The following is a 15,163-nucleotide window of genomic DNA, read 5'->3' on the forward strand; positions in this document are numbered from 1 at the left end:
CCGGACGGTGCGCCAGCACCAGGGCGTCGCAGGCAAGCTCCTGGTCGAGCCTGGCCTCGCGCGCGGCCAGGTGGACCAGCGGGTTCAGCCAGCAGAGGCACTGCGCCAGGGCGATCAGGCCGTTGGTGCGCGGGTCGCCGCGGTCGATGTGGGTGCGCTCGTGGGCGCGGATCAGGGTGCGCTCCTCAGGGGAGAAGCGGTCGTCGGTGTCGGCGGGCATGACGATCCGGGGGACGATCACCCCAGCCACCGCCGGGCCCGCCAGCCCGCGGCGGGCCAGGTCCAGGAAGCGAAGCTGGCTGATGGCGATCGCCAGGCCCGCGAGGATCGCGCCGGCGAGCCAGAGGCCCAGCAGCATGCCCGCGGGCGCCTCCATCAGGCTCTGCGAAGCCTGGAAGATCGGATCGAAGTGCGGTCCTTCGCCGGGCGGCACGATGCGGGTCGCTTCGGCGGCCGGGAACAAGGCCGCGAAGCCGGCGATCGGCACGCAGACCCACAGGCGGTAGGCCATCTCCGGCCCGAAGTGCTTGCGGACGAGGGGACGCGCGGCCAGCACGGCCAGGACGGCGCCGGCGGCGGCGAGGTTCAGGTGGATGAGGGCGGCGAGGAACTCAGTCGCCATTGTCGAGGTCCGCGATCAGACGCTTCAGCCGCGCCACCTCTTCGGACGACAGGTTGCGGTGCTTGGCGTAGTGGGCGACCAGCGGGGCGAGCTCGCCGCCGAACAGCCTGTCCAGCAGGCCCTGGCTTTCGCCCTGGACGTATTCCGCGCGGCTGACCAGCGGGCGGTAGCGGGTGCGGCCCTCGCTGCGTTCGGAGGCCAGCGCCTTCTTCTTCAAGAGGCGGTTGATCAAGGTCTTGACCGTGGCCTCGCCCCAGCCCTGCGGCGCGCCGACCGCGGCCACGATCTCGTCGGCGGCCAAGGGGCCGCTGCTCCAGACCGCTTCCATCACCTGGCTTTCCGCCGCCGAAATCCGCGTCATGAGCTTTACGTCCGTAATTATCGGCAGACGTTACATCCGTAAATTAATCCGTCAAGTCACGGAGTGGAGAGCTCGGCCGCGTTCACGCTACCCGGACCTCGGCGGGCCCGGCGGCCATCCGGCCCACCGTGGCGGCCGCGCCGAAACCGCGCTCGCGGACAAGGGCCAGGATTGTGTCGGCCGCGTCCGGCGCGGCGGCGATCAGGAGCCCGCCACTGGTCTGAGGGTCGGTGAGCAGGTCGCGGCGCCAGTCGGCCAGATCGGGCGGCAAGCGCACGTCGGCGCCATAGCTCGCCCAATTGCGGGTCGAGGCGCCGGTGCGGATTCCGGCGCGGGCCAGGGCCTCGACGCCGGCGAGCAGGGGCGGATCGGCGCCGAGGTCGGCGGAGAGGCCGGAGCCGCGGCAGAGCTCCAGCGTGTGGCCCAGCAGGCCGAAGCCGGTGACATCGGTCACGGCGTGGACGCCTTCAATCGCGCCCAACTCCCGGCCGACTGCATTGAGCTGGGTCGTGGACGCGATCAGAGCGGCGTACCCGGCGTCGTCCAGTCGCTCCTGCTTGAACGCCGCGCTCAGCACGCCGACCCCCAGGGCTTTGGTCAGGATCAGGACGTCGCCGGCCTTCGCCGTGCGGTTGGTCAGCACCCTGTCGGGATGGACGAGCCCCAGGGCCACAAGGCCGTAGATCGGCTCGACGCTATCGATGGAATGGCCGCCGGCCACTGGTATGCCCGCCGCCGCGCAGACGCTGGCGCCGCCCTCCAGGATCGCGCGGATGACAGCGGGCGGAAGTTTGTCGATGGGCATGCCGACGATGGCCAGCGCCAGCATCGGCGCGCCGCCCATGGCGTAGACGTCGCTCAGCGCATTGGTCGCCGCGATCCGCCCGAAATCGAAGGGATCGTCCACCACCGGCATGAAGAAGTCGGTGGTCGCGACCAGGGCCTGGGTGTCGTTCAGCCGCCAGACCGCCGCGTCGTCGGAGGTGTCGGTCCCGACCATCAGGTTGGAGAAGGCCGCCGTCGCCGGCATGCCCTTCAGGATGTCCTGCAGAACCGCCGGCGCCAGCTTGCAGCCGCAACCGCCGCCATGGGCCAGCGAGGTCAACCGGACCGGTTCCAGGGTGGCATTGGGAGAAATCGCTGTCATAGGCTCGATCCTACCGCGGCCCGCCGCCCAATCCGAAGGCCATTTCCCTGTCCGGCATCGAGACCCTGGAAACCGCCGACCTCGCGAGCCTGGCCAGCTTCGACGCGGTGATCGACGTTCGCAGCCCGGCGGAGTTCGCGGAGGACCACGCGCCGGGCGCCATCAACCTGCCGGTGCTGTCGAACGCCGAGCGGGCCGAAGTCGGCACGATCTATGTCCAGCAGAGCCGCTTCCTGGCCCGAAAGGTGGGCGCAGCCTACATCGCCCGCAACGTCGCCGATCACCTGCAGACCGCGCTGGTCGAGCAGCCCGGATCGTTCCGGCCCCTGATCTACTGCTGGCGCGGCGGGCAGCGGTCGTACGCCATGGCCACGATCCTGGCGCAGGTGGGCTGGCGGACGACCGTGCTGGCGGGCGGCTACAAGACCTGGCGGCGGCATGTGAGCGCGCGGCTCTACGACGAGCCCCTGCCGTTCCGCCTGGTGCTGCTCGACGGCTACACCGGCTCCGGCAAGACCGAGGTGCTTCAGCGGCTGGCGGACCGCGGCCAGCAGATCATCGACCTGGAAGGCCTCGCCGCGCACCGCGGCTCGCTGTTCGGTGCGCTGACGGGCCAGCCGCAGCCCGGCCAGAAGCTCTTCGAATCCCAACTGCTGGTCGCGCTGGAGGCCCTCGACCCGGCGCGGCCGGTGATCGTCGAGGCGGAGTCCAGCAAGATCGGCGAGCGGATGACCCCACCGGCGGTCTGGCAAGCGATGACGGCGGCGCCGCGCCTCGAACTGACCGCCTCGCCGCAGGCCCGCGCCGGCTACCTGGTGCGCGCCTATGGCGACATCGTCCGCGACCGCGCGGCCCTGGACGAGGCGTTGCGGCGCCTGCCGACCTGGCCCGGGCGCAAGCGGCTGGAGGCCTGGAGCCAACTGGCCGACGCAGGCGACTTCGAGGCGCTCGCCCTGGATCTGATGGCGCTGCACTACGATCCCGCCTACCGCCGATCCAGCGGCAGGGACGCGCGGCCGAGCCTCGGCGCGGTCGACCTGGGCGGTCTGCAGCCCGCCGACCTGGACGCCGCCGCCGACGAGATCGCCCGCCGGGTCGAAGCCCTGTCCTCCGCCTGACGGAGATGGACGCCTGACGAAGATTAGACGGCGAGGCGGGCGGGCTCGCGTGGTAAGGTGGCTCACCCAAGACGCGCGCGGCCGGCTCACGCGCCCGCGTCGGCCGGCTCTCCCAAGGACGACGGCTATGAAACGCTACGCAGGCACCATCACGCCCACCCGGCGCGACCTCTCCGACCCGCGCTCCTCGCGCAAGCCCGGCCAAGCCTTGCCTGCCGGGCGAGTCCTCAACGACACGCGCAGTACGCGCTGAACCTCGCACGGAAGGAGCCCGACATGGCCAAGGGTCAGAAGAAGTCCAACAAGGAAACGCGAAAGCCGAAGCAGCCGAAGGCCAAGCCTCCGGAGTCGATCTCGCTCAGCACCAATCAGAAGCGGTAGGTGACGTCGCGGAGCGCTTGCCCGCGCCTCTAGTCCGAGCATAGTGCCCCCAAGGCCGAGGTTACGGCCACTTGGGAGACGGCGTTCATGAAGATCTTCAAGCTCGCGCTAGCGCTCGCGCTGGCCGCCACGGTGGCGGCTTGCCAGAAGCCGGTGGCCAATGTCGACGGGGCGCGGATCGCCGCCGCCGACGGCAACGCCGAGTGGGTCTCCTACGGCAAGGGCTATTCCGAGCAGCGGTTCTCACCGCTCGACAAGGTCAACACCGGCAACGTCGGCCAGTTGGGCCTGGCCTGGTACGCCCAGTTCGACACCGACCGCGGTCAGGAGGCGACGCCCCTGATGGTCGACGGGGTGCTCTACACCACGACCGCCTGGTCCAAGGTCTACGCCTTTGACGCAGCGACCGGAAAACAGCTCTGGGCCTACGATCCCAAGGTCGATGGGGCCAAGGGCTTCGACGCCTGCTGCGACGTGGTCAACCGCGGCGTCGCCATCTGGAAGGGCCGCGTCTACGTCGGCACCATGGACGCGCGCCTGATCGCGCTGGACGCCAAGGACGGTCACGTCGTCTGGCAGGCCCAGGTCGGCGATCCCAAGCAGCCCTTCACCATCACCCAGGCGCCGCGCGTGGTGAAGGACAAGGTGCTGATCGGCGAGTCCGGCGCCGAATACGGCGTGCGCGGCTTCCTCGCGGCTTACGACGCGGCCACCGGCAAGAAGCTCTGGCGCTTCTACACGCTGCCCAACGCCACCGGCGCGCCGGACGGCGAGCCGTCCGACAAGGCGCTGAAGGAGAAGGCCATGGCCACCTGGCCCGATGGCCAGTGGAAGACGGTGGGCGGCGGCGGCACCGTCTGGGACGCCATCGTCTATGATCCCGAACTCAACCTTATCTACTTCGGCGTCGACAACGGCACCCCGTGGGACCAGGAGAAGCGCTCCGGCGGCAAGGGCGACAATCTCTTCCTCTCGTCGATCGTCGCCATCAACGCCGACACCGGCGAGTACGTCTGGCACTATCAGGTGAACCCCGGCGAGAGCTGGGACTATTCGGCCGTGCAGCCGATGATCCTGGCCGACCTAAAGATCGACGGCCAGGTCAGGAAGGTGCTGATGCAGGCGCCGAAGAACGGCTTCTTCTATGTGCTGGACCGCGCGACCGGAAAGCTGCTCTCGGCCAAGAACTACGTGCCGGTGACCTGGGCCACGGGCATCGACATCGCCACCGGGCGACCGATCGAGAACCCGCAGGCGCGCTACAAGAACGGCAGCGTCGACCTGCAGCAGCCGGGACCGCTCGGCGGCCACAACTGGCATCCGATGTCTTACAGCCCGAAGACCGGGCTGGTCTACATCCCGGCCCAGTCGGACCCCTTCGCCTACCAGGGCGCCAAGACCTTCGGCTATAAGGCCGGCGCCTGGAACCTAGGTATCAACACGCTCGCCAACGCCGGGCCGATGACCGCCGATCAGGCCAAGGCGGCCGCAGCGTCCTACAAGGGCTTCCTGATCGCCTGGGACCCGGTGGCCCAGAAGGCGGTCTGGAGCGTCGAGCATCCCTATTTCTGGAACGCGGGCGTGCTTTCCACCGGCGGCGGCCTGGTCTTCCAGGGCGCGGCCGAGGGGCAGTTCTATGCCTACGACGCGACAAGCGGCAAACAGCTCTGGTCCTACCGGACCGGCAACGGCGTGATCGCCGCGCCGATGACCTATGAGCTGAACGGCGAGCAGTATGTGGCCCTGATGGTGGGCGCGGGCGGCGGCGGTCAGATCTCTGCGCCGGCCTACATGCCCACCAGGCCGCGCCTGCCGGGACGGCTTCTGGTGTTCAAGGTCGGTGGAACCATCAGGGCCCCCGACTTCGTCCTGCCGGCCCAGCCGAGCATCGACCTCTCCAAGGTCACCACCACCGGCGACAAGGCGCACGGCTATGCCGTCTTCAACGACAACTGCGGCGTCTGCCACGGCACCAACGCCACGGGCTCCTGGCTGCCGGACCTGAAGCGCTCGCCGATGATCACCACGCCGGACGACTTCAACTCGGTGGTGATGCAGGGCGTGCGCGCCCACAACGGCATGGTCAGCTTCGCCCGGTTCCTCACCGCCAAGGACGTGGAGGACGTGCGCGCGTTCCTGATCTCCCAGGGCAAGGGCGAGCCGCTGCCGGTGGCGGTGGCCGTCGCGGCGAAGTAGGCGCTAGCGCAGCACCGCTTCGAACTGCTCTGCGATCCAGTCGGACTGGGCGTCGGTGAGGATCAGCGGCGGGGCGATGCGGATGGTGTGGGCGTGGGTCTCCTTGGCCAAGAGGCCGCGCGCCTGGAGGGCCTCGCAGACCCGCCGCGCGCCGCCGGCCTCGGCGTGCAGTTCGACCGCCAGCATCAGGCCGCGGCCTCGCACCTCCTTGACGCTGTCGGCGCGGACGGAGGCCAGGCTGGCGTGCAGGCGGTCGCCCACCCGCGCGGCGTTCTCGACCATGCCTTCCTCGACCAGCACCCTCAGCGCCGCGCGGGCCACGGCGCAGGCCAACGGATTGCCGCCGAAGGTCGAGCCATGCTCGCCGGGATGCAGCACGCTCATCACCTCGGAGTTCGAGAGCACGGCGGAGACCGGGTAGAAGCCGCCGGACAGCGCCTTGCCGATCAGGGTCAGGTCGGCCTCGATGCCTTCGTGTTCCTCGGCGAGCAGCTTGCCGGTGCGCCCAAGGCCCGTCTGGATCTCGTCGAGGATCAGGATGACGTTGCGCTCGGTGCAGAGTTCGCGGGCGCGCTTGAGGTACCCGGCCGGCGGGATGATCACGCCGGCCTCGCCCTGGATCGGCTCCAGCAGCACGGCCACGGTGTTGGGCCCGATGGCGGCGTCGAGCGCGTCTGAGTCGCCGTAGGGCGCGACCCGGAAGCCCGGCGCGAAGGGGCCGAAGCCGCCGCGCGACTGCGGGTCCGTGGAGAAGCCGACGATAGCCACCGTGCGGCCATGGAAGTTGTCGGCGGCGACGACGATCTCGGCCTGGTCGGCGGGGACGCCCTTGACCTCATAGCCCCACTTGCGGGCGACCTTGATGGCGCTTTCCACGGCCTCGGCGCCGGAGTTCATCGGCAGGACCTTGTGGCTGCCGGTGAGGGCGCAGAGTTCCTCATAGAAAGGCGCAAGCTGGTCGTTGCGGAAGGCCCGCGACGTGAGCGTCAGGCGACCGGCCTGCTCGACCATGGCCTCGAGGATCTTCGGGTGGCAGTGGCCCTGGTTGACCGCCGAATAGGCCGAGAGGCAGTCGAGGTAGCGATTGCCGTCCACGTCCCAGACGTGAACGCCCTTCCCACGGGTCAGCACCACGTCGAGCGGTTTGTAGTTCTTCGCGCCGTAGAGGCCTTCGAGGGCGATCAGGTCGGCGGTGAGCGCGCGGGAAAGGGCGATGTCGTTCATGGGCGGGCTCCTCTATTCGGCGGCGAGAATGGCGGGACGGGCGTCGCTGGTCCGGTCGAGGCGCAGCGTCATGCAATAGGCCGCGCCGCCGGAGCGAATGAAGGGCGCCAGGTCGACCTCGACCAGGCGGTAGCCGCGCGCCTCCAGCTTGGCGCGGAGCGTGACGGGCGGCCGGGCCATCACCACGGTCTCGCCCAGGTTCACGGCGTTGACACAGAAGGCGGCGGCTTCTTCCGCGGTCGCCTCGATGCGGTTGGCCTCGGCGATCCGGGCGCGGATCGTGGCCAGGGCTTTCGGCGTGAAGGCCTCGGGATGGTAGAGCATCGCGCCGCCGGCCAGCGGGCAGAAGCAGGTGTCAAGGTGGTAGAACCGCTCTGAGGCGAGCTCCAGACCGACCACCTCCTGGCCGAAGGTCTTGCGGATCACGCCCAGCGAGGCGCGGTTCGAGCGCGGTCCGAAGCCCGCCCAGAACAGTCTGCGCTCGGCGTCCCAGATGGCGTCGCCGGCGCCTTCCTGCAGAACGCCCTCAGGCAGATCAACCAGCTCGCTCACCAGGCCGCGCGCCTTCAGTCGGGCGAACACTGCGCGGAACACGGTCTCCTCGCCCTGCCGCTCCGGGTGGCGGAAGCGGGCCAGGAGGACCCGGCCGTCCAGCACCACGGCGGCGTTGGCCGGGAACACCAGGTCGGGCAGGCCGCGCACGGCCTCGATGGTCTCGACCCGAGCCCCCAGTCCCCGCAGCGCCGCGCGCAGTTCTCCTGAGGCGGCCAGGGCGGCTGCGCGGTGCTCGGCCGTCCAGGCGCCGGGGTCCATCCACGGGTTGATGCGGTAGCTGACGTCGAAGGCCGACGCGTCGGTCATCAGGAAGCACGGACGGGCGTCCATGGGGGAGTCCTCTGCGGCGATGTCTGCCCCAAAGGTCGCGCGGCCACGCGCTAGCGAAAAGCAGTCAAGCTGCTACATTTGGCACCTAGTCCTGGCGATTTACGCACAGACGTTGGCGATATGATGGACGATCTGGACCGCAAGCTGCTCGCCCTGCTGCGCGCCGATTCGCGCGCGCCGGTGGCCGCGCTCGCGGCCAGGCTGAAAGTATCGCGCGGCACGGTTCAGAACCGCATCGCCAAGATGCTGAAGCCCGGCGGCGCCATCCAGGGCTTCACCGTGCGTACCGCGCCGGACGCAGAGGCCAATCGGGTCCGCGCCATCATGTGCGTCGCCATCGAGGGCGAGAGGTCGGGCGCCGTGGTCAAGGCGCTGCGCGGCTTCCCCGAAGTGGACAAGGTCCACACCACCAACGGCCGCTGGGACCTGATCGCCGAGCTCGACACCGAGACCCTGGCCGCCTTCAGCCGCACCCTCGACCAGATCCGTCTGATCGACGGCATCGCGTCGACCGAGACCTCGATCCTGCTGGCCACGCAGAAGATGTGAGGTGACCAGATGCTCCCCGATGGGGGAGTTGTCAGCAAAGCTGACTGAGGGGGTTTCCTCTCTAGCGTTCGGGATGTCAGCGGTTGCGGACTCGGCTGGGGAATCCCCCTCCGGCGCTTCTCGCCACCTCCCCCTGAGGGGGAGGATCGTCTAAGACGACGCTCATGAACGCCCCCTTCAAGACCGACGCCCTGCCGCAGTGGAATCTCGGCGATCTCTATTCCGGCCGCGACGACCCGAAGATCGAGACGGACCTGGCCAAGGCCAAGGCGGATAACGACGCGCTGGTGGCGCTGAAAGGCCGGTTCGTCGCGACGCGCGCTGACGCGCGACGGCTGGGCGAGCTGCTCGACCACGGAATCAAGCTCTATGAGGCGGCGACCAACGGGCTGTGGGGCGTTGGGGCCTATGCGGGCCTGGCGTCGTCGACGGCGCGCAACGACCCGGCCTGGTCCAAGTTCGAGGGCGACCTGCGCGCACGCTCGGCGCAGATCGCCGCCGAAAGCCTGTTCTTCACCCTCGAGCTCAACGAGCTGGACGACAACGAGATCGAGGCGGCGTTCCGCGCCCACAAGCCGGCGGCGAAGTGGCGGCCCTGGATCCGCCGCGTGCGCCTGTCTCGGCCGCACGAGCTCAGCCCCGACCTGGAGCGGATGCTGATCGACCGCGGCCCGGCCGTCGCCAACTGGAGCCGGCTGTCGGAAGAGACCCTGGCGGCGCTGACCTCCAAGGTTGGCAAGGAGACGCTGACCCTGTCGGAGACCCTGAACCGCCTGTCGTCACCGGACGGGGCGGCGCGCAAGCAGGCCGCCCAGGCGCTCGCCAAGTCGCTGGCCGAGCGGACGCCGACGCTGGCGCTCTGCTTCAACACGCTGGCGTTCGAAAAGCAGGTGGAGGACCGCTGGCGGAAGTATCCGGATCCCGCCGCCTCGCGCCACATCGCTAACGAGGTGCACGCCGACGCCGTGGCGGCCCTGGAGGCCGCCGTGGTCGAGGGCTACGGCCCGGTCAGCCACCGCTATTATCGCCTCAAGGCCAAGGCCATGGGCCGCACCGTGCTGGACCAGTGGGACCGTAACGCCCCGTTGGATACCGCCCAGCCCAAAACCTACGGCTGGGACGAGGCCAAGGGCATGGTGCTGGAGAGCTTCTCGGCGCTCGCCCCCAAGTTCGCCGACACCGCCCAGACCTTCTTCACCCACCCCTGGATCGATGCCAAGCCGCGGGCCGGCAAACAGTCGGGCGCCTATTCGCACCCGGTGACCGCCGACCGGCACCCCTACGTCTTCCTGAACTACATGGGCGAGCGGCGCGACGTGCTGACGCTCGCCCACGAGCTGGGCCACGCGGTGCACCAGACCTTGTGTTCGCCGCTGGGCACGCTCCTGGCCGACACGCCGCTGACGCTCGCCGAGACCGCCTCGATCTTCGGCGAGGGCCTGGTGTTCGAACGCCTGCTGGCCAACGCCTCCAAGGCCGAGCGCAAGGGCCTGCTGGCCGGCAAGATCGAGGACGGACTGAACACCGTCGTTCGCCAGATCGCCTTCCACCGCTTCGAGACCCGGTTCCACGCCGCGCGGATGGAGGGCGAGGTCTCCGCCGAGGAGATCGGCTCGATCTGGCTGGAGGTGATGGGCGAAAGCCTCGGCCCCGCCATCCGGCTGAACAGGGGCTACGAGCACTACTGGGCCTACGTCAGCCACTTCGTCCACGCGCCGTTCTACGTCTACGCCTACGCGTTCGGGGACCTTCTGGTGCGCGGCCTGATGGAGAAGCGCCGCGAAGACCCGGTGGCGTTCGCGCCGCTGTATGAGGACCTGCTGGCCGCCGGCGGCACGCGGACCTACGTCGAGGCGCTGGCGCCCTTCGGGCTGAACCCGCGCGAGAAGGCGTTCTGGGCGGCGGGGATGAAGCAGCTGGAACGGCTGGTGGACGAGTTCGAGGCGTTGGTTTGAGGGGGCCAGTGAAGCTTTCGACCCAGGGCCCAATCGAGTCCGCTGAATTTCAACGTCCCAAGGTCGCGCTGGCGTAAGTCAACTCTGCCTCCGGACTTGTCGCCGAATTGGCAGCCCTAAAGACAGCTTGGGTATCCATCGGCAAACCAGAGCAGGAAGCCCATCACCATCCCTTCCCCCATGTCGACCATGTGGGCGATGGGTCCGTTCAAGGGATTGGACGTTGGGGCCAGCGCGGAATGATCCCCGTAGACATTGAAGCGTGTGTTGAACCCATGGCCCGTGTTGTGGCGTTCGATCAGCCGCGCGCTATCGAGAAGCAATCTTAGGCCCGCCGGATTCTCCAATTCGGCCTCGCTGGCGGCGCCGAGGACGGCTCTCTCAAGCTGCCTGAATTCTGAGGGCAAAGTCATTCGGGTTGTCGCGCAGGCTGCAGCTTAAATCTCATGCCGGCCTGTTTTCCTTTGGGCCTGGGCGAGAAGCCCTCTCCCCCTTGCGTGGAGAGGGTTGGGTGTGGGGATGACGGCCCAGCGTTCACGGGGCGAGATCGCCGACATCACAGCTCGCACCCCGACCCCTGCCCCCTCCCCGGTCTGAACACCCGCAAGGAGGAGGGGAACGCCTTGACTTGCCCAGGCCCGAAGGCTCGCATCATCCATAAGATCGAAGGGCGGGACCGTCCTGTCGGACGTCTCGCGAGAGGGGTTGAATGCTCGTCGCTTTCGCAGTGGCTGCGGCTCTGAGTGCGACTTCAGGCCCCTGCCAAACCGTCCACGGCCGCATTGCGCTCTGGAACGGCGCGCCGAGCGTGCGGATCGCGGTGGCGAGGACCCATCGGGTCCTGGGCGTCGTGCAGCCGAACGGGAGCTTCGACGATCTGCCGCCCGCCGTCCGCGCCATTTGGACAGGCAAGGAGCCCGACACCGACTGGGCGATCGAGATCGAGGGTGATTTCAAGGTCTGCGCCCTGACGCCGGATCGTCCCGGACACATGCAGATGGTTCATCTCGTCAAGGCCGCCCACCTAGCGCCACGCCCGCGACGCTGATCTATCGGCTCAGGCGCCCCACGCCGGCGGCGGCTTCGGAAGGCCCCCGACCAGGGCCAGGAGCCCCTGGCTGTAAGCCTGCCTGAGCGCGTTCCAGTACGGGTCGTCCTCTTCGATGGTCACCGGGTTCGCCGCAAAGCTGTCCGCGCGATAGGCAAGCAGGTCGATCGGCAGGCCGACCGACAGGTTGCTGCGGATAGTGGCGTCGAAGGAGATCAGGGCCAGCTTGGCGGCCTCGTCGAGCGGGCAGTTGGGTGTCAGCGAGCGGTCGAGGATCGGCTTGCCGTACTTGGTTTCGCCTATCTGCAGGAAGGGCGAGCGGGGCGAGGCCTCGACGAAATTGCCGGCCGCGTAGATCTGGAACAGCCGCGGCGGCTCGCCGGCGATCTGGCCGGCGACCAGGAAGTTGGCGGCGGCGTCTCCGTAGGGTTCGACGAACTTGGCGTCCGCGACGATGGTGGCGCGCAGGTGTGCGCCGAGGATCGTGGCGACCTCGAACATCGTCCGCGCCAGGCCGAGGTCGTTGGCCGCGTCGCCGGCGCCGAAGGCCTCGTGCAGCCGGGTGACCACGGCCTGGGTCGTCGCCAGGTTCCCCGATGACTGGATGGCGATCACCCGGTCCCGGGCCTCCGGCATCAGGTTGAGCTTCGAGACGCGCACCACCTGATCGACGCCGGCGTTGGACCGGGAGTCCGAGGCCAGCACCAGGCCCTGAGGCAAGAGGATTCCGAGGCAGTAGGTCATGCGGGTCAGTCCTTCGGCTCGTCGTCGCCGGCCTGGCGGTGGACCAACTCGAACTGCGGAGGTGGCGGCGGCGTGATCCTGATGTCCATGCCGAAAATCACCAGCAGGCTGGTGAGCGCCACCGCCGCGCCGCGCTGACGCCTCGCGAACCTCACCGCCCAGACCGCGAACGGACTGAGCAGCAGCACAAGCCCGAGGCCGATGAAGAACCAAGTCAAGCGGCCTCCCACGGTGTCGCCACAGGCCATGTGGGGTCTGAGAGCGGAGGGCGCGTGCGTTGTCCGCCACACCTCAGCTTGAATCGCGTGCCACACGACGGAAAGGTTCACGCCCTCCCCCAAGGACTCCGCCCATGCGCCTGCCTCTGATCGCCCCTTCCGACCTGACGCCCGAGCAGCGGCCGCTCTACGACGACATGCGCAAGGGCATCGCGTCCAACTTCAACGCCTTCAAGGTCGAGCGGGAGGACGGCGCCCTGATGGGCCCCTGGAACCCCTGGCTGCACGAGCCGGGGATCGGCAAGGCGATCTGGGACCTGACGTTGGCGATGACCGCCAACGCGAGCCTGGCCGACAACGTACGGCAGATCTCCATCCTGGTGGTCGGGGCGCGGTTCAACGCGGCCTACGAGCTCTACGCCCACATCGCGGTCGCCGAGAAGGAGGGCATGAAGCCCGAGCGGCTGGCCACCCTGGTTGCCGACCTGAAGCCGGTGGACCTGGCGCCCGACGAGAGCGTCGCTTACGACCTGTCCTACGCCCTGGTGCGCGGCGGGGTGCTGCCGGAGCCGCTCTACCGCCTGGCGGTGGCGACTTTCGGTCAGCACGGAGCCAACGAGCTGATCTATCTTGTCGGCCTCTACAGTCTGGTCTCCACGACCCTCAACGGGTTCAACGTGCCGGTCCCCGAGCGGGACTAGGAAATTGGCAACCCGAATGTCGGAGGTTCGGCGCTTGGCGCGTCCTTCGGGCGAACATTCGAGAGAGAGACGATGAACCTGCTTCGCACCCTGGCCGCCGCCAAGGCCGCCTCCATCCTGCTGATTGCCGGTCCCGCCATTGCGGCTGCGGCGCCCCAACCGCCGGCGGGCGCCTATGTCATCGACAAGGCCCACACCTCGGTGACCTTCCGGGTCAGCCACATGGGATTCTCGCACTACACAGCGCGATTCGGGTCGGTGGACGGCAAGCTGACGTTCGACCCGGCGACGCCCGCGGCCATGGCCGTGGAGGCGACCATTGATCCCAGTTCGCTGGAGCTGAACACGCCGCCCGCCGGGTTCCACGACCAGCTGATGAGCAAGGCCTGGTTCGACGCCGCCGCCTTCCCCGCCATCACCTTCAAATCGACCAAGGTGGAACTGACCGGCGCCAATACCGCCAAGGTCACCGGCGCCTTCACCCTGCATGGCGTGACTAAGCAGGTGGTGCTCGACGTCACCTACAACGGCGGCTATCCGCCGAACGCTATGGACCCGGGCGGCGCTCGGGTGGGTTTTTCCGCGCACGGGGTCATCAAGCGCTCGGCCTTCGGCATGGGCGCCGGCATCCCCGCGCCGGGCACGACGATGGGCGTCGGCGACGATGTGGACGTGGCGATCGAGACCGAGTTCAGCTCCAAGGCCGCGGCGAAGAAGTAGCGCCTACTCGCGGGCCAAGAGGTAGCGGACGCCGCGGGCGCCCATGGCCATGACGACCGCGATGACCGTGAGCCAGACCGCGTCGGAGGTGGACCAGCCGTCCGCGGCGAAACCGAGCGCGATGACCAGGAAGGCCGCGGCCATCACCACGCCCAGCCAGTGGACGGTGCGGCCGATCATTCCGGAGGCGCCGACGTCCGGGGTCCGCGCGCGCGGCCAGATCAGGTTCGGCATATTTTCCTCCCGAAGTGGCGGGGTCGGCCAAGCTTAGCTGTCGCATGCGCCGGGCGGGCCAAGGGAACCGCCATGCTGCAACGCATAGCCTTTCGAAGCGGTTGCCGCCGGAAACGGCAGTTTCGCGCGCGTCAGCCCAAGCCAGCGGCGCTCGCGCAGGCGTCGAACCAGGCGCGGTCCAGCCGGCGCCGAATGCGGCGTCGATCCGATCACCGCGCCTCCAGCCAGCTCCGCATGTCGGCGGCCTCCCGCCGGCCGGAGCCCAGATAGCGGGTGTCGCTGCCGACGGTGACCAGGTCGAAGCCGCGCTCGATCATCTTCTGGGAATAGGCCAGGCTGTTGGTGTGGACCGCGGTCCGCACGCCGGCGGCCTTGCAGGCGGCCAGGATCCTGTCGAAAGCGGCCATCAGCGCCGGCGCCTCGGTGTCCTGGCCGGGCGGGCCCCCGAGAGCCAGAGACAGGTCCGAGGGGCCGATGTAGACGCCGTCCAGGCCCGGCGTGCCGACGATCGCGTCCACGTTCGCGAGCCCCGCCGCCGTCTCGATCATGGCGATGGCCAGCATCTCGCCATTGGCGCGTGCGTGATAATCGGCGCCGCCATAGATCGCCGCCCGCGTGGGGCCGGAGCTGCGGAAACCGTCCGGCGGATAGCGGCAGGCCTGGACGAAGGCGGCGCATTCAGCCGCGTCGTTTATCATCGGACAGATCACCCCATAGGCCCCGGCGTCCAGCGCCCGCATGATCTCGCCGGGCTGGTTCCAGGAGACCCGCACCAGGGGCGTCGCCTCGGTGATCGAGACCGCCTGCAGCATGGCCAGCATCTCGGCGTAGCCGATCACCCCGTGCTGGGTGTCGATGGTCACGCTGTCCCAGCCCATCGAGGCCATGATCTCGGCGGAGAACCCGCCCGGCATGGAGCACCAGCCGTTGATCGCCGGCTTCCCCGTAGCCCACAGCTCCTTCAGGCGATTTGCGCGCATACGATCCTAAGTCTCCCTCTGGATTGGCCGTGGATCCGGCCGAGCGGAACCTAGGGGCTCGCGGCCGCGATTGCAGCCCC

19 protein-coding genes are annotated in these 15,163 nt (G+C 68.9%); 9 read left to right on the top strand and 10 right to left on the bottom strand.

Annotated features, from left to right (window positions below):
• The 3 genes from E8A12_RS00165 to selD all read right to left on the bottom strand — a co-directional run.
• On the bottom strand, positions 1 to 622 hold a 622-nt coding region (locus tag E8A12_RS00165; RefSeq protein ID WP_293365728.1), incomplete at its 3' end, for a M56 family metallopeptidase.
• The gene (locus E8A12_RS00170) at positions 612 to 983 is read right to left on the bottom strand and encodes a BlaI/MecI/CopY family transcriptional regulator (protein ID WP_293365729.1); all 372 of its coding nucleotides are present in this window, start codon (positions 981 to 983) and stop codon (positions 612 to 614) included. The genes E8A12_RS00170 and E8A12_RS00165, both read right to left, overlap by 11 nt.
• Positions 984 to 1,065: 82 nt before the next feature.
• Positions 1,066 to 2,130: a selenide, water dikinase SelD gene (gene selD, locus E8A12_RS00175; protein ID WP_293365730.1), complete on the bottom strand. Its 1,065-nt coding sequence runs from the start codon at positions 2,128 to 2,130 to the stop codon at positions 1,066 to 1,068.
• A gap of 89 nt (positions 2,131 to 2,219) precedes the next feature.
• Between selD and mnmH the strand changes: the two genes are divergently transcribed.
• The 4 genes from mnmH to E8A12_RS00195 all read left to right on the top strand — a co-directional run bounded on the left by mnmH (position 2,220) and on the right by E8A12_RS00195 (position 5,825).
• The gene (mnmH, locus tag E8A12_RS00180) at positions 2,220 to 3,248 is read left to right on the top strand and encodes a tRNA 2-selenouridine(34) synthase MnmH (RefSeq protein WP_293365746.1); all 1,029 of its coding nucleotides are present in this window, start codon (positions 2,220 to 2,222) and stop codon (positions 3,246 to 3,248) included.
• A gap of 127 nt (positions 3,249 to 3,375) precedes the next feature.
• A complete protein-coding gene (locus E8A12_RS00185) occupies positions 3,376 to 3,501 on the top strand; it encodes a hypothetical protein (protein WP_293365731.1) in 126 nt (41 codons plus the stop codon).
• Positions 3,502 to 3,524: 23 nt separating this feature from the next.
• Complete coding sequence (locus tag E8A12_RS00190; protein ID WP_293365732.1) at positions 3,525 to 3,629, top strand: hypothetical protein; 105 nt, start codon at positions 3,525 to 3,527, stop codon at positions 3,627 to 3,629.
• A gap of 87 nt (positions 3,630 to 3,716) precedes the next feature.
• On the top strand, positions 3,717 to 5,825 hold the full coding sequence (locus E8A12_RS00195; protein ID WP_293365733.1) for a PQQ-dependent dehydrogenase, methanol/ethanol family: 2,109 nt from the start codon (positions 3,717 to 3,719) through the stop codon (positions 5,823 to 5,825).
• Positions 5,826 to 5,828: 3 nt separating this feature from the next.
• On the opposite strand, the gene rocD is transcribed toward E8A12_RS00195, so the two are convergent.
• Together rocD and E8A12_RS00205 are read right to left on the bottom strand one after the other, a co-directional pair.
• Complete coding sequence (gene rocD, locus E8A12_RS00200) at positions 5,829 to 7,049, bottom strand: ornithine--oxo-acid transaminase (protein ID WP_293365734.1); 1,221 nt, start codon at positions 7,047 to 7,049, stop codon at positions 5,829 to 5,831.
• Positions 7,050 to 7,061: 12 nt separating this feature from the next.
• A complete protein-coding gene (locus tag E8A12_RS00205; RefSeq protein ID WP_293365735.1) occupies positions 7,062 to 7,934 on the bottom strand; it encodes an arginine deiminase-related protein in 873 nt (290 codons plus the stop codon).
• 120 nt (positions 7,935 to 8,054) lie between these two features.
• On the opposite strand from E8A12_RS00205, the gene E8A12_RS00210 reads away from it, so the two are divergent.
• The gene (locus tag E8A12_RS00210) at positions 8,055 to 8,483 is read left to right on the top strand and encodes an Lrp/AsnC family transcriptional regulator (protein WP_293365736.1); all 429 of its coding nucleotides are present in this window, start codon (positions 8,055 to 8,057) and stop codon (positions 8,481 to 8,483) included.
• 164 nt (positions 8,484 to 8,647) lie between these two features.
• Positions 8,648 to 10,438 (top strand): M3 family oligoendopeptidase, encoded by a 1,791-nt coding sequence (locus tag E8A12_RS00215; RefSeq protein WP_293365737.1) that lies wholly within the window; start codon positions 8,648 to 8,650, stop codon positions 10,436 to 10,438.
• A gap of 116 nt (positions 10,439 to 10,554) precedes the next feature.
• On the opposite strand, the gene E8A12_RS00220 is transcribed toward E8A12_RS00215, so the two are convergent.
• Positions 10,555 to 10,851: a hypothetical protein gene (locus tag E8A12_RS00220; RefSeq protein WP_293365738.1), complete on the bottom strand. Its 297-nt coding sequence runs from the start codon at positions 10,849 to 10,851 to the stop codon at positions 10,555 to 10,557.
• Positions 10,852 to 11,147: 296 nt separating this feature from the next.
• Here E8A12_RS00220 and E8A12_RS00225 point away from each other — a divergent pair, with 296 nt between their 5' ends.
• Positions 11,148 to 11,486, top strand: coding sequence for a hypothetical protein (locus tag E8A12_RS00225; RefSeq protein WP_293365739.1), 339 nt, complete (start codon positions 11,148 to 11,150; stop codon positions 11,484 to 11,486).
• A 9-nt stretch (positions 11,487 to 11,495) separates the two neighbouring features.
• Here the strand turns inward: E8A12_RS00225 and E8A12_RS00230 are convergent, their stop codons facing one another.
• Positions 11,496 to 12,230, bottom strand: coding sequence for a peptidase (locus E8A12_RS00230; protein ID WP_293365740.1), 735 nt, complete (start codon positions 12,228 to 12,230; stop codon positions 11,496 to 11,498).
• 5 nt (positions 12,231 to 12,235) lie between these two features.
• On the bottom strand, positions 12,236 to 12,448 hold the full coding sequence (locus E8A12_RS00235) for a hypothetical protein (RefSeq protein WP_293365741.1): 213 nt from the start codon (positions 12,446 to 12,448) through the stop codon (positions 12,236 to 12,238).
• Positions 12,449 to 12,582: 134 nt separating this feature from the next.
• Here E8A12_RS00235 and E8A12_RS00240 point away from each other — a divergent pair, with 134 nt between their 5' ends.
• Positions 12,583 to 13,149 (top strand): carboxymuconolactone decarboxylase family protein, encoded by a 567-nt coding sequence (locus tag E8A12_RS00240; protein ID WP_293365742.1) that lies wholly within the window; start codon positions 12,583 to 12,585, stop codon positions 13,147 to 13,149.
• Positions 13,150 to 13,221: 72 nt separating this feature from the next.
• Positions 13,222 to 13,869 (top strand): YceI family protein, encoded by a 648-nt coding sequence (locus E8A12_RS00245; protein ID WP_293365743.1) that lies wholly within the window; start codon positions 13,222 to 13,224, stop codon positions 13,867 to 13,869.
• 3 nt (positions 13,870 to 13,872) lie between these two features.
• On the opposite strand, the gene E8A12_RS00250 is transcribed toward E8A12_RS00245, so the two are convergent.
• The gene (locus E8A12_RS00250; protein ID WP_293365744.1) at positions 13,873 to 14,103 is read right to left on the bottom strand and encodes a hypothetical protein; all 231 of its coding nucleotides are present in this window, start codon (positions 14,101 to 14,103) and stop codon (positions 13,873 to 13,875) included.
• Positions 14,104 to 14,312: 209 nt separating this feature from the next.
• A complete protein-coding gene (locus E8A12_RS00255; protein WP_293365745.1) occupies positions 14,313 to 15,083 on the bottom strand; it encodes an aldolase/citrate lyase family protein in 771 nt (256 codons plus the stop codon).
• Positions 15,084 to 15,163: the final 80 nt, after the last annotated feature.

This window comes from Phenylobacterium sp. (assembly GCF_004799395.1).
GTDB lineage: Bacteria > Pseudomonadota > Alphaproteobacteria > Caulobacterales > Caulobacteraceae > Phenylobacterium.